Annotated in this window: 18 protein-coding genes and 1 pseudogene; 10 read left to right on the forward strand and 9 right to left on the reverse strand. The window is 59.4% G+C overall.

Going from position 1 to position 18,210, the window contains the following annotated elements:
• The first annotated feature begins 259 nt into the window (after positions 1–259).
• Positions 260–1,774, forward strand: coding sequence for a DUF927 domain-containing protein (locus FV226_RS23115; protein ID WP_187278830.1), 1,515 nt, complete (start codon positions 260–262; stop codon positions 1,772–1,774).
• Between the two features lie 5 nt (positions 1,775–1,779).
• Here FV226_RS23115 and FV226_RS23120 read toward each other — a convergent pair whose 3' ends face one another.
• From FV226_RS23120 to FV226_RS23130, 3 genes are all read right to left on the reverse strand, one after another.
• Entirely contained in the window at positions 1,780–2,595 is an 816-nt protein-coding gene (locus tag FV226_RS23120) for a hypothetical protein (protein ID WP_147764749.1), read from the reverse strand.
• A 120-nt stretch (positions 2,596–2,715) separates the two neighbouring features.
• The gene (locus FV226_RS23125) at positions 2,716–3,372 is read right to left on the reverse strand and encodes an SOS response-associated peptidase family protein (RefSeq protein WP_147764750.1); all 657 of its coding nucleotides are present in this window, start codon (positions 3,370–3,372) and stop codon (positions 2,716–2,718) included.
• Between the two features lie 604 nt (positions 3,373–3,976).
• Positions 3,977–4,276, reverse strand: coding sequence for a DUF6356 family protein (locus tag FV226_RS23130; RefSeq protein ID WP_147764751.1), 300 nt, complete (start codon positions 4,274–4,276; stop codon positions 3,977–3,979).
• Between the two features lie 341 nt (positions 4,277–4,617).
• On the opposite strand from FV226_RS23130, the gene FV226_RS23135 reads away from it, so the two are divergent.
• The 3 genes from FV226_RS23135 to FV226_RS23145 all read left to right on the forward strand — a co-directional run bounded on the left by FV226_RS23135 (position 4,618) and on the right by FV226_RS23145 (position 8,928).
• Positions 4,618–4,863 (forward strand): hypothetical protein, encoded by a 246-nt coding sequence (locus FV226_RS23135; protein WP_147764752.1) that lies wholly within the window; start codon positions 4,618–4,620, stop codon positions 4,861–4,863.
• Between the two features lie 17 nt (positions 4,864–4,880).
• The gene (locus FV226_RS23140; protein ID WP_147764753.1) at positions 4,881–7,253 is read left to right on the forward strand and encodes a DNA topoisomerase; all 2,373 of its coding nucleotides are present in this window, start codon (positions 4,881–4,883) and stop codon (positions 7,251–7,253) included.
• 388 nt (positions 7,254–7,641) lie between these two features.
• A complete protein-coding gene (locus FV226_RS23145) occupies positions 7,642–8,928 on the forward strand; it encodes a diguanylate cyclase (protein WP_147764754.1) in 1,287 nt (428 codons plus the stop codon).
• A 349-nt stretch (positions 8,929–9,277) separates the two neighbouring features.
• On the opposite strand, the gene FV226_RS23150 is transcribed toward FV226_RS23145, so the two are convergent.
• Positions 9,278–10,012 (reverse strand): HAD family hydrolase, encoded by a 735-nt coding sequence (locus FV226_RS23150; protein WP_187278831.1) that lies wholly within the window; start codon positions 10,010–10,012, stop codon positions 9,278–9,280.
• Between the two features lie 206 nt (positions 10,013–10,218).
• On the opposite strand from FV226_RS23150, the gene FV226_RS23155 reads away from it, so the two are divergent.
• The 3 genes from FV226_RS23155 (at position 10,219) to FV226_RS23165 (ending at position 11,684) form a co-directional block, all read left to right on the forward strand.
• The gene (locus FV226_RS23155) at positions 10,219–10,944 is read left to right on the forward strand and encodes a hypothetical protein (protein WP_246691703.1); all 726 of its coding nucleotides are present in this window, start codon (positions 10,219–10,221) and stop codon (positions 10,942–10,944) included.
• 94 nt (positions 10,945–11,038) lie between these two features.
• Positions 11,039–11,293 (forward strand): DUF3768 domain-containing protein, encoded by a 255-nt coding sequence (locus FV226_RS23160; protein ID WP_246691704.1) that lies wholly within the window; start codon positions 11,039–11,041, stop codon positions 11,291–11,293.
• Between the two features lies 1 nt (position 11,294).
• Positions 11,295–11,684, forward strand: a complete 390-nt coding sequence (locus FV226_RS23165) for a hypothetical protein (protein WP_147764756.1) — start codon at positions 11,295–11,297, stop codon at positions 11,682–11,684.
• Positions 11,685–11,805: 121 nt separating this feature from the next.
• On the opposite strand, the pseudogene FV226_RS28770 reads toward FV226_RS23165, so the two are convergent.
• The 5 genes and pseudogenes from FV226_RS28770 to FV226_RS23190 form a co-directional block, all read right to left on the reverse strand.
• A pseudogene (locus tag FV226_RS28770) lies at positions 11,806–11,999 on the reverse strand (helix-turn-helix transcriptional regulator); the annotation flags it as partial.
• Positions 12,000–12,243: 244 nt separating this feature from the next.
• On the reverse strand, positions 12,244–12,684 hold the full coding sequence (locus FV226_RS23175; protein ID WP_147764763.1) for a very short patch repair endonuclease: 441 nt from the start codon (positions 12,682–12,684) through the stop codon (positions 12,244–12,246).
• Between the two features lie 21 nt (positions 12,685–12,705).
• Entirely contained in the window at positions 12,706–13,809 is a 1,104-nt protein-coding gene (locus FV226_RS23180) for a hypothetical protein (RefSeq protein ID WP_147764757.1), read from the reverse strand.
• 3 nt (positions 13,810–13,812) lie between these two features.
• Entirely contained in the window at positions 13,813–15,123 is a 1,311-nt protein-coding gene (locus FV226_RS23185; protein ID WP_147764758.1) for a DNA cytosine methyltransferase, read from the reverse strand.
• Between the two features lie 159 nt (positions 15,124–15,282).
• A complete protein-coding gene (locus tag FV226_RS23190) occupies positions 15,283–15,828 on the reverse strand; it encodes a recombinase family protein (protein ID WP_147764759.1) in 546 nt (181 codons plus the stop codon).
• A 99-nt stretch (positions 15,829–15,927) separates the two neighbouring features.
• Between FV226_RS23190 and FV226_RS23195 the strand changes: the two genes are divergently transcribed.
• The 3 genes from FV226_RS23195 to FV226_RS23205 form a co-directional block, all read left to right on the forward strand.
• On the forward strand, positions 15,928–16,683 hold the full coding sequence (locus tag FV226_RS23195; RefSeq protein ID WP_246691706.1) for an aspartate/glutamate racemase family protein: 756 nt from the start codon (positions 15,928–15,930) through the stop codon (positions 16,681–16,683).
• 252 nt (positions 16,684–16,935) lie between these two features.
• Entirely contained in the window at positions 16,936–17,514 is a 579-nt protein-coding gene (locus FV226_RS23200) for a hypothetical protein (protein ID WP_147764760.1), read from the forward strand.
• 107 nt (positions 17,515–17,621) lie between these two features.
• On the forward strand, positions 17,622–18,210 hold a 589-nt coding region (locus FV226_RS23205; RefSeq protein ID WP_246691707.1), incomplete at its 3' end, for a DUF262 domain-containing protein.

An 18,210-nucleotide genomic window follows, 5' to 3' on the forward strand; every position in this document is an offset into this window, starting at 1 on the left:
GGTGGGAAGGTGGGTAGCTCCGAGCTGCCAACCTTCCGCAGCAAGCATGTAGAGGGCCGCGATTATGGGCATCAAATTATGCATCCCTGCCACCGCGCCGCGCGGGCAGTCGGCGCCGGGCTGCGCGCGCCGTGAGAAACCAATCGTCAGGGGGCGATTGGGGCAGGCACCCACACCGGGCGTTCTGGACAGGGTGCACGATCAGCACGGAGGCGCTTGGGTTCGTTATGGCACGCCCTTGCGCGCCTTATGGATCCCCGTGGCGGACTTCGCGCGTCAAGAGGTCTTCAGTCGCCTTGCGGACATTGACCCGCGCCTTATAGAGCCCGCCGCGCAGCGCGCGCTGCGTACTGAGATCGCCCATTCCGGCACCTACCGCTCGGCGCTCATAGCCACCGCTCCCGGATGGACCGCGCAGCACTTCGTGCTCGGGAACGCCGCAATGCTCGCGCCGCCTGTCAGCGAGCACGAGGCAACCGGTCGTGAGACCGCTGAGCACGAGGTTATCATCACCTTCGCTCCGCACCCGAAGTTCACTCCGCGCGGATCGCTGATGCACTGGCAGGCAGCGCTGGGTCCTCTTGTGACGGAGCAGCCGTTTCTCCTCTTCGGCCTCGCGCTCGCTTTCGTCGGCCCCCTCTTGCCCTTCGTGCCGTCGGACTACCTTAGCCCCTTGTTCGAGTTCGCTGGCGAGCCCGGCAGCGGCAAGTCGCTCACCGGCATGGTCGCGATGTCGGTCTGGGCAGGTGATCCTAACAGCACCGAGGCTGGCGGAGAGACGTGGAACCTCTCGCCGGGGCGTTTCGATGCCGTCAAGCTCGCCCATCGACACGGGCTCCTCCTGCTGGACGAGGCCAATCTGGCGGGTACGCTCGACGCGCGCCGTTCCCTTATCCAGCAGGCCATCTTCGGCATGACGAGTTCAGGAATGCGTCAGCGCTACGGCGATCCCGTGAGCGGACCGCAATCGCAGCTGGCGGTGATCAGCACCAGCAACCGGCCTCTGCGCGATCTCATTGAGGGCGCGCCAGCCGAGCGCGAGGCGCTGCACCAGCGCATGATCACGATCCCGGTCGCAGCAACGCGGGCGCACGGGATCTTTGATTTCATCCCGTCCGGTTACGAGAGTGCAGCACAGGCGGCTGAAGCATTGCGTGGGCGAGTGGACGAGCAGTGGGGTACGGCTGGTTCGGTCTTCGTGCAATTCGTCCAAAACAACATTGCACACGACGAGGGGCGCTTCCGCGAACTTCTAGCGCGCGGGCTGGCTCACCATCGCGACCGCCTGAGTGGCGAGACTGATCGGCCGCGCGTTCAGAAGTGCCTCGCGCTTGTCGCAGTCGCGGGCCTGCTCGCAAGGCGCTGGGGTGTCCTACCAACGCAATGGGGCAGCCCCGCCGAAGCCGTCCAGGCGGTCGCGCGTATGGCCCTCAGCGGCACGGGCGTGCCCTCTGACCCGCGCGCGGTAGTCCACGCTTACGTCGAGCGCCATCGCGCTGCGCTGGTTGAGGTGGAGAACCTGGATCGTCCGCTAACGAAGGCCGACTTCGAGGCTGCAGTCGGGTTCCTGCGAGCGGGCCGCGACGGCACCGAGGTGCTAATCCCTGCCGAGCGCTTCAGGGTCGAGTTCGCGGCGCATGCCGTTTTGATGCGGGCGCTACGTGCCGCTGGCCATGCACAGACCGAACCCGGTCGCAACTCGAAGCTAACCATCAAGACGCCGAGGGCGATCTGTCGTGAAGGACGAGTTTACTGCATCCGCTTTAGCGAGTGACATTCTCATCGATCCCCGGATACCACCTGCTGTGCGATGTTCTCCACCCAGCGGCAAGCCTGAGTGCGACCGCGCTGCTGCACAATTCGGTCAAGCTCCATCATCGCCGATTTAACCTCTGCCTCGTCAATGCCGTTCGAAGAAGCACACTGTTTTGCGCCAGCAAGGGCACTGTAGCCAGCCTTACTGTCCATGTAATTCTTCGGACAGTGCGTGGTCGCTCGAATGAAAACCGCATTGGCGCGAAAGAGAAATTTATCGCATTGAGCTGCCGGCTTTGTCGATGACGGAGCCACCATGCTCGGCTCGTCAGACATCCATGCTTGGATCTCCGGGGTAATGGTGTAGCTGAGAGCGACGTCGTGGAAATCGCGGGGGTCGAAGTTTTCCCAGTTCACACGAGCCGCCTGCTTTTGGCTGAAGCGCCAAGATATCGCCGGTGTTGTCTGCCGCTGTCCAAATTTATCAGCGTAGCTCGCAGAGACCGCAAACGAACACTCGGCAGGCAGAGTCTCCTTTTTTCCATTATAAATGCCCTCGGTGATTAGCTCTGCGAACCGCTTTAGGACGAGGTAGGTAAAAACCTGCTTGCGTCGCTGCCGATAGAAATCGATGGATTGATCTCGATTTAGCCAAGCTTCTCGGAAAACGGCAAGTTGCTGCTGATAGGCATCAAAATCTGCGGTAGCAGTGACAAGGCAGCCAGCATCGTTGATTGTCTTGGAAGTAATTTTGGCTGTAGTCAAAAGTGCTTCGTAAGCCGCATCATCAGGCTTGCGCTCCTCGGCGGTCGCGGTTGTCGCCGTGAGCGCGAGGAGCATCGGTGCTAAAAATCGGTGAAACACGGGACGACCCTGATTGTGCAACCTATGGTCCAGCTTAGCGAAACGCGACTGGGATCAGCAAGCAGCAACGCATCCGTATTCGTGATTGCCTTCAGCTCATCCGTCTCGTCGCTCGCCCTGACCAACTACGGTGAGTGCGCCATCCGGCAGGGGGCGTTGCAGTCCCGCCACTTCAGTCCAAGGCGCTCGCAGCCACACCTCGCGTTCCTCGTCGGTCGTAAGGATCACGGGCATCGCCTTCGGGTGAACCACGCCAACCTCGGCGTTCGGTTCGGTCGTCAGAAAGGCATAAAGGTCGTCGGTTGTCTCGCCGTCCCTGACCTTGCGGACCGACGCCCATCCTTCGATCTTTAGGCCGGCGAAGCAGACCAGCGGTCTCTCCTCGTCAATGGCGAACCAGACAGGCAGCGACTTACCGTTCGCATCCTTCGTGTTCTCGGAAAACGCGGTGAAAGGCACGAGGCAGCGGTGCTCTGGCTTGAGCCAGCGCCGCCAATGCGGGCTCTTCACATTACGGACGTTCGTCACCCCCGGATCGACATTGCGGTTTTCGAGCGCGAAGGCTGGCGACGGCAGGCCCCAACGCATCATCGACAGTGTGCGCTCGCCCTCTCGGACGTGGACGACCGGCGCAGCAGTGTTCGGGAAGATCGCCGGTAGTTCAGGCATGTTGCGCGTCTCATCGCGCGTCGCCTGGAAGAACGCCCGGAGAGCATCAGGCCCCTGTCGGCCAAGGCTGTAAAGATTGCACATCGCGCCATCGTTCCCGTGACAGGAAGCGGCCTCAATCCGACCGTATGCCCACCGCCTAAAGAACCTTAGGAATGGCCGCTCGTATTGGGAAGTAGCCTCCGGGTGGCGTGCGGCCATGCCGCCTCATCCCATTCCCGTCGCAGGCGTAGGACCCCGGTTGGCAGGGCCTCGGCGCTCGACCCGACCGGAGCCCACGCCGTCACCATCGGAAGATCGTTCGACCAGCCCGGTGCGGCGAGGTCGGCGGGAAATCTGAAGTGTTCGGCCGCTCGCGTCAGCGCATCCGCCTTCGTGGCGTCTTCGGCCGTCCGCACCCGCTCGTCCGCGCCCGGCATGTGAGCCACGAGACCCCCAATGCGACCCACCGTTGCGCGCCCATGCTGGCGCGGCTGATGTTCGCGACGACGAGGCTGCATGATGCCCCTCAAAGCCGCAGGCAGGGCCGCTCAGGCCGGAGGTGAGCCCAGGGGCAGCCCAATTGGCGCGCCGGGCGGATCGGGCGCTGGCAACCCGCCTACGGCATCATTTGTAAACCGCGCCACGTCGAGCAGCGGCTCTGGCCACCTTCAATGACGCGCCATCGGAAACGGCTGCCTCGCCGATATCAGATTTCGTACATCAGACCCGGCTCGAACGCCGGCTTGGAGGGCGTCCGCACGAAGAGATCGGGACGATGGACCCGTCCTGATGGGCAGGCGACGCATCGGCGGTTCATGCGGTCGTAGAGACGCTTCACCGCCGCACTCGCCGTCGTCGTGTGGAGGAAGGGGAACACCGCGTGCACGAAGGCAGCCATCGCCGCACCAAGAAGCGGTACGGCGTAGCTCAGAGAAGCGCCCATGTGCTCAGGATACGTCTCGCCAAGCGAGGATGGATGATCGGTGAATAGGTGCCTGAGCGTCATGGCTTGCCTCCCTGTCAGTGCGCCATCCTGCAGAACGTACCCCAGCGAGAACTGGGCCAACGTGGTTAACGGTGCATGAAGCTAAGGATCACAACTTCGGCGCAGACGAGCCTGCACCTCTTCGCAGTATCATGATTGGGAATTTCGCCCGCTCCCTGGCTTCGCGAAGTTGCTACTCTTCGAGCTTGCGCCCCCGCCGCCAGGAGGGAGCGATCCGCGTCAGCTTGAGTGTAAGAACTGGATCGGCCGCGCTGTGGCTTGCGCTTTCCCGCATACTGTCCCAGGTAGAACAGAACGCGAACCGATGCATTCTCAGATGCTGCTGAGGGGATCTGCACCGCATGGCCCGCTACCGCTTTCACGCGACCAATGGCGTCGCTTTCGTCCTCGACTCGGTTGGTCGGGATGTTCGCCGTCCCGAGCGACTGACGCGCCGCGCGTCCGAAGTCGCGGAAAGCGTCATGAATGAACTCGACGATCAGGAAGACTGGGCGGAGTGGAGCGTCAGCGTCCATGATCTCAGCGGCCGGCGTGTGCTGGTCCAGCCCTTCGTGACTCGCGCCGACAGCATGGCGCAGGCTGCCTGAGATCCCGCAAGGAAGCTATGTCTCCTCAGCCGAGTGGCCGCACGCTTTTCTTCTTCGAGAAGCCCTCGGCGATGCGACAGCTTCAGCGGTTCTTCCGCTCGCCGAGCACGGTCAGCGTCGCTGCCGAAGGGCACCTGCTGACCGCCGAGGAACCCGGCAGCATTCGGCCTGAGTGGAAGCCCTGGCGCTTCGAGGCGCTCCCCATCGTGCTCGACACGATCCCGGTCGCCGCTGGCCAGAACCGCTCCGGCCTTTCGCACGCCCCCAAGCTCGCCGCGATCCGGCAGGCGTTGCAAGGCGTCGAGCGCGTTATCATCGCAACAGATCCCGGTCGCGAGGGCTCGATGATCGCCTGGGAGGTGCTGGAGCACCTTGGCTGGTCTGGGCGCGTGGATCGGCTAAAGCTTGGTGCCCTCGATGATGTATCGATCCAGCGTGCCTTCGCTTCACTGGCTCGGGAGACGAAGTCAGGGGACCAAGATTACGCGGCCTATTTGGAAGCTCTCTGCCGCCAGTACGAGGATTACCATCTCGGCCTGAATGGGACCCGCGCGATCTCGCTTCGCCTTCGGCCACCCGCCTTTCGCGAGCCGTGGCGCTTCGGTGGGGTGCAGACACCAACGCTGGCAATCCTGGCCGATCTCGAGGAGCGCATTCGCTCGTTCGTCCCACGCGACTTCTTCAAGGTCGCCCTGCACCTCCGGATGCCATCCGGTGCCGCGCTGACCCTGTGGCATGCACCGAAGGAGCGCATCCTCGATCCAGCCGTTGCCGAGACAATCCGGGAGGCAGCGGCAGGCTGGTCAGGCCCGCTTGCCGTTGAGCAGAAGGACGTGCGGCGTAGCCCGCCCCGTTTGTTCTCGAAGGACACGCTCGCCCGCCGCTGCGCCAAGCGATTCGGCTGGGACCCGCAGCACACGGCCGGCCTCGCCCAGGAGCTCTACGACCAGGGCTACCTGAGTTACCCGCGCACCGAGTCCGAGTACCTGCCGGAGGGGCAGACCAGCGACGCCCCGGCGATCATCGCGGCTCTTACCGGAGTGCTGCCCGAGCTGCGGCCGTTCATTCCGGCCGACGTTAAGCCCGTGCTGCGGCGCGGCACCAAGGGCCACTACGTCAAAGATCCGGGTGAGCACCATGCCATCGTGCCCCTGCGCAAAGTTCCCGAGCGCGGCCGCCTCTCAAACGATCAGTTCCGACTTTGGGAGCTCATCGCCAAAGCGTACCTCGCCGCGCACCTCCCCGACGGCATCGACGCGCGCACCCTTATCTCAGCGCAGGTCCTTACGCCGGTAGGCGCTAAGCCATTCTCGGTTAGCGGCAGCATGGTGCGCGAGCCGGGCTGGCGGGCCATCTACGGAAGCGAGGCTGAGATCGAGCCTGATCTTATACCCGGCAAGACCAAGCGCGAGCAGGAACCCGCCGTTACGCGGCTGCCGACTATCTGTGATGGCGAGGACGGGACCGCGACGGGCGCGAAGGTCGTCAAGGCTGTGACCGAGCCGCCCCGGCGCATCACGCGCGGCGAGTTGCCCGTGGTGATGGGCCGCCTCATCGATCAAGTCGAAGATCCCGCAGTGAAGCGAGCGTTGGAGAACCCGGTGAATCCGAACGAGCCAAAGGGGCTTGGTACGGCGGCAACGCGCGACACGATCCTGCCCAAGCTCCTCAAGAGCTGCTACATCGCGCTCGGCACTGGCAAAGACCCAGCCATTGAGGTCACCGAAATCGGACGCGCCTTCATCGAGGCCGTCAGGCAGGTGTTTCCCGCCTACGGCGATCCCGTCGGCCGAGCCGTGTTCGAAGCGGAGCTCGCCGAGATTGGCCGGGCCGCTACCCGCGCTGAGGCTGTGCAGCGTGCAGAAGCCTTCCGGCAGCGTACCCGCGTTCGACTGAACGAGTTGATCGGGGCGATCTCGGGCGCGGGCGTGATCCAGCTTGATCCTAGCCTGATCCCAAAGGTCCCAGACGACGACCGCGCACCAACACCTGCCATGGTGGCGTTCGCGGTCTCGCTGGCCGAGCGTAAGGGCGTGCGGCTGCCGCGCGGCTGCAAGAGCAGCAGCAGCGTGTGCCGCACCTTCCTCGACACCCACGCGGGCGCCCGTGCGCCGCAGGCGGAACAGAGGAGCGGGCTCGGGACACCTCGTGCGCCGAGCGACGCGATGGTGCGCTACGCCCGCAGCTTAGCCGAGCAACAGGGCATAGCCTGCCCGCCCGATGTCGAGACCAGCTTCGACGCCTGCCGCCGCTTCCTTGATTCTCGTGCACCTGAAACCCGGCAACCCGTGACTGAAACACGGATGGGCAAGGCGTCGGCAGACAAGTCAGGCCGGCGTGTCCACTCGGCGGGTGCTGCGCGGAAGCCAAAGGTTCGTCGCAGAGCCTGATGGGTCCAGCGAAATGTGATGCAACTGCCCTTCCATACAAGTCGTGGCCCATCCCTGAGAATCGAAGTGTCTGCTGATTACGCCGAGACGTTCCTACGGCCGCTGATCAACATCGACCCATCTAGTGGTGGAAACCCGATGCTTTGTACCGGCGCCGAACGTCTGCACCGGGTGGGGTGCAGACAATCCACTCTTGGGCGGCAATGTAGCAAAGCGGACGTTGCCGTCGCGCCCGCTCATAACCCTTTCCAGCCGTTTAACCCCGGCCAGAACACGCCCCGGCTTTGGAACGGATGCGATATTGCGAACGCGATTCCGGCAAGCCGCCTTGTCGCCTCCCCCAAGATGTCGCAATGTCCACGACTAAGCGGAACAGCGGGCACACTAGATGGCGGCGGAAGCATATCGACCCGGCCAGCGTCTCAACCTCTACCATGAGATGCTTCATACAATATATGGGCCAACTCAAAATTACGCCAAGTCAAAATTCGAAGTGTTATCCCATTTATCAGAAGTTTGCGGAATTTCTGGAAAATATATTGTTAAAACACAAGATTTTGACCGTGCTCTTCGGTTCATTCCAAAAATATTTGGGTGGGCGTGCGCTTTACTGTATTCTGTTAGTCCACAACAGAACAATATCGAAGAGGTTGTGCTTCGGAAATTTCCAGGATGTTGTCCATACTGTCTGAAAGAACCTTGTTTGTGTTGGTCAGGTAACAAGCCGACATTGGATTCGGATCGGCTCGAACAGAAATTTTACCCGTTCGCTACCGGGCACAAGCGAGGCGTACTTGACTTCGAATTGATGTTTGTTCGCATATACGGCGAAGCTTGGCAGTCGCCGCCAAATGGTCAAAAACCAATTTCGTATGCCTACGTTCGAATGATCGAAGAATTAGCCGAGCTTTCAGAAGCCGTTCGCTTTTATCACCTGTACCCAGAGAACTTTGAAAACGAGCTAGCGGATTTCATCGCTTGGTGGTTTGCCCTAGCGGTCTTGATTAGACGTGAACATAGTAAAGACGATATATCACTTGATACTTTGTTATGGTCTTCTTACCCCGGACATTGTCGAGATTGCGAGTCTGCCCCGTGTTTTTGCCAACAAGGCCCCGTCCGAGAACTCATGTCTAAGCCTGCGCCTGGGCAAGCGCATTTGACAGATGCATTGACTGGTCTTCGTAATCAGGGCGCTTACAAGAAGGATTTATCTGATTTGGCAAGCGGAAGGTTGGCGCTTCCTGGCCCCATTGCTTGCGTGCGCGCTGATGTAGACAACTTCAAAAACGTAAATGACACCATCGGTCATAATGCCGGAGATGCTGCTTTGGAGCATGTCGCCCGTATTCTGCGCTCCAAGGCGCGTACCAGAGACCGTATTTATCGTATCAGTGGCGATGAATTCGGAGTGATCAGTCCTGACTTCACCGAGGAGGAATGCGCAGGTCTAATGAAGCGAGTTCTTAGTGCGTTGAAGGAACAGCCAATTAAGTGGACGAAGGAAGACGGGGAAGTAGTCGAATTCAAATTGGGCTTAAGCATAGGAGTAGCAGAATGTGGCCTGCAAGCTGAGATAGCTCAGGCATTTGAACATGCGGATAAGGCTAGCTACGCGAGTAAGGCGGCTGGAAAAGGCCGGGTGACGCGGTTCACGGAAGTACCCCCCGAATAACCAGTACGGGCGGGCCGATCCTGTGAGACTTACAGTCAGATTCCATTTTTCACCCGCGTTGAAGTTGTCTGATGGCCAATGAACGACCGCTCATGGCGGGCGCGTATGGCAACTCAGGCGGCTGGGTTGGGTCGGGAGCGGACCCAGGGCATGGGTTCCATCCGTCAGATTTCGACCACTAGCTTTTCGCAAAGCGTGATAGTTCATTCGGCCTCGCTGTTGCCTAGCGAGTCACTGCCGATGTCCTGCGTTCTGTTCATCGGACATCGTTTCTAACGCGACGAAGGAACCCGCATGTGAAGGGATGACCAGAGGACTGATCTTGCCCGCGGTGCTCCATCGAACTTTTTTAGGGCGAGGAGACAATATCGGGAAGTGCGGACAGGTCGTCGATAACCGCGAAGGGGTTGAGCCCATCCTGCAAGGTAGCACCCTTGCGGTTGACCCATATGGCCTGAATTCCAAGTGCAGAGCACACCGCATGATCGCTGAACGTGCCCTGGGCGACATGCAGCCAGTGGTCCATCTCAACCCCGAGTTTTCGCTGAGCAAAACGAAACAGACCGGGATTCGGTTTATAAGCTTGCGCCTGTTCGGCGGTGACGGCGGTCGCAAACACCGGGCCCAAGCCCTCTAACGTTCTGGCGAGTAGATCGTCATCGGTGTTCGAAATGGGCGCCAGTGTATGCCCCTGGGCAACGAGCGCGGCCAGCACCGATGGCACTTCCGGGAACGACGGAACGCAGGCCAAGCGTTCGATCATGACATCAGCGTCTTCCGCCGTCGCTTCCATAGCAGCGACGGCCAACGCCGGTCGAAGGCTGTCACGAAGGATGCTTCGGTATGATCGGAAGGCGCCCACGGTCTGCAAGCGGCGACTCTCCGCCTCAAAGGCATTCGCGACACGTTCGACGTCCGCGCCCGACCGACCACGAGCTACCAGTATGGACCCAAGTGCATCGCGTACCGTCTCATCCCATTGGGTGAGCGTACCGTACACATCGAACGTGATGACCAACGATTTTGCCATGTGGTCCAACGCCCGGACTATGCCCTGAGGTCCGACACCGACTTCGAACTGCAACAGGCTCTAATCACCCTAAGCTTGACATTAAGATTAAAAACCTTTAATAGGTCGATAGTCGCAACCCTGCGACGTATGGGTTCTACAGTGCCGCTGCCCTTTTTGCTTGGGCAGGCGATCACCCCTGCCTCGGCAGCGGGCATCCCATACACTCTTCAGCAAGGCGGCCTTCGGGCCGCCTTCTTTGTTTCAAGGAGCCGAAATTGATGCAAACTACCCTCGTGCTGCCTACCCCCGGTCCGGTGCCGGCCCGCATTGCACCGCTGCCCGATGCACGGTCGAATATAGCCCCGACGAAGCCTGTCGCTGCTGAAGAGCCCGCGTCATCGACCGACCGGCCGACGTTCCTCCTGTTCGGCGTTGACAAGCGGGGGCGCCCTCACGCGGCTCGTTTGGTTGGGGAGGACACCGCCGAGGTCGAGCGGGCCGCCGACCGGATGGATTTGTATTTCGTCGCCGCCGACACCGACGCCCTGCGCGACCTCGGCGCGAAGCTGCCGGCGGGCCGCCTGTTCCCGGCTTCAGGCAAGGCGTTCGTGCCGTTCACCTCGGCAGCGCTCTACGACCGATTGCTTAAAGCGGCCGGTATCGCCGATGCCCCACGCACCGTTAAAGCCGCTGGCAAGGCCGCCGAGGCCGGAGGCGTGCCTTCGGGCAGGTCGAGTGGCGCGCCGGGCGGATCGGGCGCTGGCGACCCGCCTGCGACGCGGGTTGGTGCCAAGGCCCCCGCCGACCATTCGCAAATCGGGATCGGGAGCCTCGTGCTGGCGGACGATGAGGAGGAAGGGTATTACGCGGCCAAGGTCATCCTGACGAAGGCTGATGACCACTTCGTGCTGACCTGGGCCGATTATCCCGACTTGCCGCAGTTTAGCCGGCCGCGCAAAGCCTTAGCCCTACTTCACCCGGAAGCCGCCGACCAGTTGGCGTGAGCGCCATGCCGACGCTGACCGCCAGTCGTGGCACGACACGGATTCCCGCCCTGAACGACACTTTTCGACAAAGCTTTACTGGGGTCAGGTGATCATGACCGCCGGGGTCGCGAACCTGACCGAATTCACCCGTGCCGCCGTGTTGGCGGCGGTGCGGGCCTTCGACCCCTTCGACGCGGCCAACGATCCGCACGGCGAGCACGACTTTAGTGTGGTTGCAGTCGCTCCGGTGCGAAAGTTCTGGAAGATCGACGCCTACTACCGAATGGTGACCTTTGCCTCGCTCAAAGCGGGCAACCCCGCCGTGACGATCCAGGTGCTGACCGTCATGCTCGCCGAGGAGTGGTGAGATGTGCCGGCCCACCATCCCAGCGAGCCAAGTGCCGACGACCGGACCGTGGCTTGTGCGCTTTAAGGCCAATCACCGTGCATCACATATAAAGCAGGCATTCTGGGTCGAGGCGGCGACAGACGACCGGGTGGGCGATGGGCCCTATCTTATTCTGCAGGATCGAACGTTCGCCCCAGGCGAAACGCCGCTTCAACTCGCCCTCGCCATCCAGCGGCTGGCCGACGCCCGACTAATCGCTATCGCGCCGGATCTGGCTGCCGCGCTGTTTTGGCTGCTCACTAGCCCCGCCCTCACGCGGCACGACCTCGATCCTAGAACCCGTGAGGCCCAGGACGCGGCGTGGCAGCTACTCGTGTGGGTCACCCCGCATCTCGAGATCGGCTCATGAAGGCGCTTGTGCCGGCCACGATGGCCGTTCCGCCGCCGCTCTCAGCGGGCCGTGTCGGCCGTGCGTCCACGACCGGCTGGCAGGGGGCGGACCGCTCAGCCCCCTCGGGCGGGGTAATGAGGAGGTCGGCTACCGGCACGGTGACCGCGGTGGCCATTGCTTCCACGGTGGTGATGGTCACGTTCTCGGAACCACGCTCGACCCGGCCGACGTAAGCCCGGTCGATGCCGGCGGCGAAGGCAAGCCGCTCCTGAGACAGCCCTGTTCAACCCGCTTCCGCCGCAGGTTCCGACCGATGATCGCCCGCCCGTCCATTGCGCCAGCACGCCCGACCAACGGCTTGACAATCGACGGACCAACAGTCCCGCATTAGGTCGCGATCAATATAGCGCAATGGGGAGAACTTCGTGATTGGGTGGCAACGTCGAACCGCATCGGCCCTACGTCGCAGCGCTGTTGCCTCCATTTAGGTAGCGGCGCTAATCTGGGCACTGCACGGGATCTCAGCCGAGGGTCAACCTCAAATGCTCTGAAGGCAGATTGGAAGAAACTGCCAGTATCAGAATTCCGTCATCGATTGCGCGCTCACAGTAACCCCTAGAAAACTTGCGAGTTGCATCTTCAGTCCGGCGAGATCACGCGTCTGGCATTCCCAGATAGTCAAAACGTCCCAGCCGGCCGCACATAGCTCTCGCACCTTTCGGGCGTCCCGCTCCTGGTTTCCGGAAATCTTGGGAAGCCAGTACTCCGGCCGAGTAGTCGGACGCCGTATACCAACCGCACAGTCGTGCCCGTGCCAGAAGCAGCCATGAACAAAAATCGCTTTTTTGCGACCGACAAAGACAATGTCCGGCTTGCCTGGAAGATTACGTTTGTGAAGGCGGTAGCCCGGAAAACCGATTTCGCGAAGCAGGACACGGACAAGAATTTCGGGCTTTGTATTCGAGGACCGTATCGCGCGCATATTGGCGCTTCTTCTCTCAGTAGAGATCCGATCCATAGGCGTTTTCACCAGCTTCCATCACTGCCGTACAATTAAATCTAGCCAATTTTCGAGGCTTATCAGCCGGCCCTCACGAATATGCTGGAATACTCGCTCGCGAGTTTTATCGATTGAGGGGTTATCGGGAACATTATAAGCAGCCATCACAGCAGACGTATTGATGTGAACGATGTAGTCAAACATCAAATTATTTCTGAACAAGGCATCACAAGCGCGCATTAATCTCGCGGGATCAAATTCGTTTGTCACAAAGACATAATTAAATTTCTTTCCTTCCGACTCCGCATTGCAATATTCTTCGTAATCGGAGGCGAATTGCTTCTCCCGATCCGCTCGCACGCTCCATTTTGCTGTTACGATGGTACGCATGCTCGGCTGATTAATCGCCAAATCGACTTTGTTTTCTTTGCCACCCGATCTCGCGCGATTAAAGCCGGGGATTTCGTAAAGAAGCCGCCGTGACTGGACCGAACTGTTAGACAGTCGACATGCACGCCTAATAACTTGAGCGAGAACATCCTCAAAACCCTCACCAACGAGGTTTTTGCGCTTATTCTGAACCGCTAAAAACTGTCTTACCTTCTGAGTGAGCACACGCCATTCAGCATCTGACGGTGCGCCACTGAGATATGGACGCATAACGTCTTGGATAATTCCGGCAAGCTCAGGATCTGCTCCAGGCTCGGGAAAAGCTCGACCTGCATATGGTGCCCGCTGCCGCGAAGCAGCCGATGCCAGACGCTCCTCGCGTTTTACGGCTGCTGCAGCCAAGTCGGAACATGCCTTCACGAACAGCCAATCGATTTCCTTGGCAAGAACAGCCGGTTGTACGCCAAAACCGTCTGCGAGCCATGAATGGAACGCTAAGGAGCGGGCATACCACGGCTTTCCAGGCTGTGATTTGTCGCTCTCGTAGCAATGGGCCAAACCGGTAGTCGGATCGGACCAGAGCAAAAGCCTATAAACATGCTGCCAAGCGCCGGCCGCTTCGATTGAATTACGGGATGAAACAAAATATTGATCAATTAATTTGTTTCTATTCTCGGCTCCAAAAGCCCTTTCAACCGCCTGTTCGTTAGTGCGGTTTAACAATTCTTCGGCACTTTTTTCTGCTTCTGGCATTACTCACCCGGCGGACGCGCGCTTCTGCGTCGACGCTGCCACGTTCCCGAGCTGATTCGCCAGACTCTGAGCTACTGCTTTAGCAAGAAGGGGTGGTACTGCATTGCCAGCCTGCCGGTAACGCGAATGTGCCGGACCGCCATCGTGTCGTCCGTCGATCATCCCGCGCCTTAAGTCGGTGGTAAAAACAAAGTGATCGGGGAACGACTGTAACCGCGCAAATTCACGAACCGAGAGGGCGCGGTTTGAGCTGTAATGATATACACAGTCTGACTTTGTGTTCAGCGTCCAGGCCCAGAGTGACGGGAACAAGCGCCTATAAGCATAAAAATGCTTGCGGGATAGCAATCCCGTACCGTTGCTTTGCCCCCATTTATGCCCGGTCAAATATCTTTCTAATAGCGCTTCTTCTAAATCTCGGTGATTACCGCCTTGCGGAATACCTATAAGACGGAGTTCGGTATCCCTGTTGAGACGCGGAACCTGCACGTTTAGAGCAAGAGTTTTGCACATTCTGCGCATTTCAGTCTGGTAGGCTGTCTTTGGCTCAGGCAATTCGTGATGGCTGAGCGCATCATTCCGGTGACCGACAGGAAGATCCGCGAGATCAGAAATAGCCTGTTCAGCCGTTACGGCAAGGAGGTCGTTGGGGTCCGCCAGCGCCTCTGCAACCCTCATGCTGAGCAGGTTTTGCTGTACGACAAGCTGGTACCTCGGCCTACGGTCACCCGCGAACCGAGCCAGAGCGACAGAATCGGTCGCACCTGATCCTTGAAGCGTGGGTGCGATCATTCCAAGGCCACGGCGGACGCCTAAGAATAGCAGACGCTTGCGGGTTTGCGGCACACCGTAATCGGCCGCATCAACGACCTGCGCTCTTACTTCGTATTCGCCCTCAGAGGCCAAATCCGTCAGAATCTGATGGCGCGCTCCCATCTGATCAATACCAGTGACATTTTCCATCACGAAAGCCGGTGGAAGCGCGGCCTGCAGGATTGAAACAAACTCGCGATAAAGCGAGTTGCGCGGATCATCGATCACGCGAGCATGGTTGCGGACTTGAGAGAAAGCTTGGCATGGTGGCCCACCAGCCAAGACGGAAACTTGTCTCGCGGCGTCCAGGACACGTTCTCTGACAGCAGGCTGCCGGACATCTCCAAGCACAGCCTGCGCTTCTGGGAAGTTTCGCGAGAAGGTTGAAAGGGCGTCTGGGTCGTTGTCGCTACCAGCTACGACAGTGAACCCGGCTTGCCGAAATCCCTCAGATAGACCTCCGGCCCCCGAAAATAGATCGATGACCGTGAACTTACTCATGGAGCATCGATTCCCGACAACCGCCGGCCGCGCTAGGCCCCAAAGAGCACCATCGACAAGAATCATTAACGGCTCTGCTCGCCTGGGCCGCAATTCCAACTTGCCCTTTGGAAGGCAGCGCAACCGTCCGGTCGAGCCCGCCGTTTGCCGCGCCGCTCATCATTTCTCCTTCAGTACGCGGTACACCTGCATACGCGAACAGCCAAGCGCTTGTGCTATGGCTGCCGGACCGCTGCCCGCTAAGTGCATGTTTCTGACATGCTCGCGGTCAAGCCGGCGCTTGCCGCCGAGGTAGATGCCCTCGGCCTTCGCCCGCGCGATGCCCTCTCGCTGGCGCTCCTTGATGAAGCGCCTCTCCATCTGAGCCACCATGCCGAGCACGGTCAGCATAACATGGCCCATCGGCCCCTGCGTTGAGACGTGCGGGTCGAGCACAGTGACGAAGGCCCCGCGCTGCTCGACCTCGTGGATGATGTTGAGCACGTCGCGGGTGTCGCGGCCGAGCCGGTCAAGGCGGGCCACCACCAGTTCGTCGCCGGCACGGAGAAACTCGATCACCGTCGCCAGTTCGGGGCGGCCTTCGCGCGAGCCGCCTGATACCTTTTCAGACCGGATGAGGGTGCAGCCCTCTGCAGTGAGGCGGGCAAGCTGCCCCTCGAGACCCTGGTCGAGGGTTGAAACGCGGGCGTAACCGATGCGGGCCATGGGGTGTCACCTCAGGGTGGTAGGCCCACCCGACACACCACACCCGCAATAGTCGCTGTCAACGGAGCGCCGCGAGTGCGCCCACCCCCGGCTGGGCCAATGCGCTACTTCCAGGCGCAACCCAGCGCACTGAAAGGCTGTGCCATGACCCGGATCGCCTGCCTTCACACGGCGCAAAGCAACGTCGCGGTCTTCGATGCCGCCCTTGCGGCGGTCGCCCTGACCGGGGCGACGCTGCACCATGAGGTGCGCGCCGACCTTCTCGCCGCAGCGGAGCGGGAAGGTCGGCTGACGTTGCAGATCGCGCAGCGGACCGCCGAGGCACTACGAGGCTTAAGCGAAGGGGCTGACGTCGTTCTACTGACGTGCTCGACCTTAGGGCCGGCGGCCGAGATCGCCGCCGACGATGCGACGATTCCGATCCTACGAGTCGATGCAGCCTTGGCGACCGAGGCCGTCAAAGATGGAGGCAGCGTCGTGGTCCTGTGTGCCGTCGAGACGACGGTGGAGCCGACGAGACGGCTGTTCGAAGCGGCTGCATTGGCGACTGGGGCTGAGGTGACGGTGTGTCTGGTTCCCGGTGCGTGGGAAGCGTTCAAGGCTGGCGACCGGGATCGCTACCTTGCCATGGTCGCCAGAGCCTCGGAGGACGCCATGCGAGGCGGCGCGACGCGGGTTGCACTGGCGCAAGCTTCGATGGCGGAGGCCAGCCACCTGTCACTTGCGGCCCAACGGCCCCTCACCAGTCCGACCGTTGGCCTCAAGGCAGCCGCCACGGCCGCCGCCACGGCCGCCGCCACGGCCGCCGCCACGGTCACATCAGCCTTTAGGCCCGACGCGCCATGCGTCACATGAAACTGAAACGACACTGATGTGACGAGGACGAGCACTCGGCCGGTTACGTCACGCCGGGGTATACCCTGACGCTACATATGGCCCATAAGTTCATACCGTTTGCATGTGGACTCGCGCCAAGCAGCGCAGCGACTTTCTGATCCAAAAAATAAATTCGAAGATATGACTGCGACGGCTGGTTGCAGAAAAACATATGCTATTGGGATTAGGCAACGGTAATCGTCGGCCAACGGGGGAGGCAGCAGAGGTTCGATGAACGAGGGCGACTTCAAAGACGCGATTGCATCAATGTCTCCTCTAGCATTTTGTCGGCAGCACCTCTTCGATTCGAGCGCTTGGATATTCACAGCAGATAGCGGTCTGGCGCCTGTTGGGAATTATCATGATTTCAGAGTGACCGTTGCAAATGCAATTAATACAAATCCTAACAACATCGCAATCATTGGGAGTGGTAAATTCGGATTTAGTATGGCTCCCAACAAAATCTTGCGCCCTTTTAGCGAACGGTCTGATATTGACGTTGTTATAGTTTCTCCCGAAGTATTTGAAGAAGTCTGGAGAGATATTAGAACAGCAATAATGAACGGCTACTCTCATTTGAAGGACTTGCATAGAAACGAAATCATACTTAGATTTATTGTTCTTCAAAGCGATAATAAATATAGCTCCACCTACCTTCGTAACACTGCGATTATCGTCGCTGAACTAGCACGAGCACTCAATGTGAATACACGCATCCAAAGACCATTCAAATTCCGAATTTATGCAAGCTGGCATGACGTAGAGCTTTATCATAGCGAGGGCGTAAGCAGACTTAAGGAAGGTATGTGATGTCAATAAATGCCCTAATCCAGACGAACCGCATAACACTGACTGATGCCGTGGGTCGTTTCCGGTCGCAACGGTTTTTTGTTGATAATAGTTTTCAACGACGTCTCGTGTGGACAGAGCGTCAGAAAATTCGCTTGATAGAAACCATACTTATTGGCTACCCTATGCCAGAAATATACTTGTGGGAGAAACCTGCCGACCCCGAGACAGGTTATCAAAATCATTCCATTGTTGACGGACAGCAGCGTATTACAACGGTCGTACAGTTTGTATCGAATGAATGGTCCCTCAAGGCCGCTCATCTGGATGAGTCCAATCAACAAATGGACTTTGTCGGCATGACATGGGCTGAATTAACTAATGAAAGAAAGCAAAGCCTTTGGAATTATGTTGTAAGCGCAAGAACGATACCTAACGATGTTGAGGAATCAAGCGTTCGATTGATATTTCGCCGTCTCAACGAAACAGACAAATCCCTAAATCCCCAAGAATTTCGCAATGCTGACTTTCAGGGCGAATTTATTAAGGCAGCGGAGCAGGTTGCAGACGATCCACATTGGCAAAAATGGGGTGTTTTTACAGAACAGCAAATTCGCCGCATGGCCGATATCGAATTAGCAAGCAGTCTACTTATTGCGCGCCGCTCTGGAGTAGTTGGAGAAACCACCAAATCAGTAAATGACATTTATGATATGT

It is taken from the genome of Methylobacterium sp. WL12 (assembly GCF_008039475.1).
Classification (GTDB): domain Bacteria; phylum Pseudomonadota; class Alphaproteobacteria; order Rhizobiales; family Beijerinckiaceae; genus Methylobacterium; species Methylobacterium cerastii.

Bases quoted from the DNA above. Each gene is read 5' to 3' on its own strand.
- FV226_RS23125 (WP_147764750.1), bottom strand. From the start codon at position 3,372: ATGTGCAATCTTTACAGCCTTGGCCGACAGGGGCCTGATGCTCTCCGG.
- FV226_RS23200 (WP_147764760.1), top strand. From the start codon at position 16,936: ATGAACGAGGGCGACTTCAAAGACGCGATTGCATCAATGTCTCCTCTA.
- FV226_RS23190 (WP_147764759.1), bottom strand. From the start codon at position 15,828: ATGGCCCGCATCGGTTACGCCCGCGTTTCAACCCTCGACCAGGGTCTC.
- FV226_RS23135 (WP_147764752.1), top strand. From the start codon at position 4,618: ATGGCCCGCTACCGCTTTCACGCGACCAATGGCGTCGCTTTCGTCCTC.
- FV226_RS23145 (WP_147764754.1), top strand. From the start codon at position 7,642: ATGGCGGCGGAAGCATATCGACCCGGCCAGCGTCTCAACCTCTACCAT.
- FV226_RS23175 (WP_147764763.1), bottom strand. From the start codon at position 12,684: ATGGATCGGATCTCTACTGAGAGAAGAAGCGCCAATATGCGCGCGATA.
- FV226_RS23130 (WP_147764751.1), bottom strand. From the start codon at position 4,276: ATGACGCTCAGGCACCTATTCACCGATCATCCATCCTCGCTTGGCGAG.
- FV226_RS23165 (WP_147764756.1), top strand. From the start codon at position 11,295: ATGTGCCGGCCCACCATCCCAGCGAGCCAAGTGCCGACGACCGGACCG.
- FV226_RS23120 (WP_147764749.1), bottom strand. From the start codon at position 2,595: ATGCTCCTCGCGCTCACGGCGACAACCGCGACCGCCGAGGAGCGCAAG.
- FV226_RS23180 (WP_147764757.1), bottom strand. From the start codon at position 13,809: ATGCCAGAAGCAGAAAAAAGTGCCGAAGAATTGTTAAACCGCACTAAC.
- FV226_RS23140 (WP_147764753.1), top strand. From the start codon at position 4,881: ATGTCTCCTCAGCCGAGTGGCCGCACGCTTTTCTTCTTCGAGAAGCCC.
- FV226_RS23155 (WP_246691703.1), top strand. From the start codon at position 10,219: ATGCAAACTACCCTCGTGCTGCCTACCCCCGGTCCGGTGCCGGCCCGC.
- FV226_RS23195 (WP_246691706.1), top strand. From the start codon at position 15,928: ATGCGCTACTTCCAGGCGCAACCCAGCGCACTGAAAGGCTGTGCCATG.
- FV226_RS23185 (WP_147764758.1), bottom strand. From the start codon at position 15,123: ATGAGTAAGTTCACGGTCATCGATCTATTTTCGGGGGCCGGAGGTCTA.
- FV226_RS23160 (WP_246691704.1), top strand. From the start codon at position 11,039: ATGACCGCCGGGGTCGCGAACCTGACCGAATTCACCCGTGCCGCCGTG.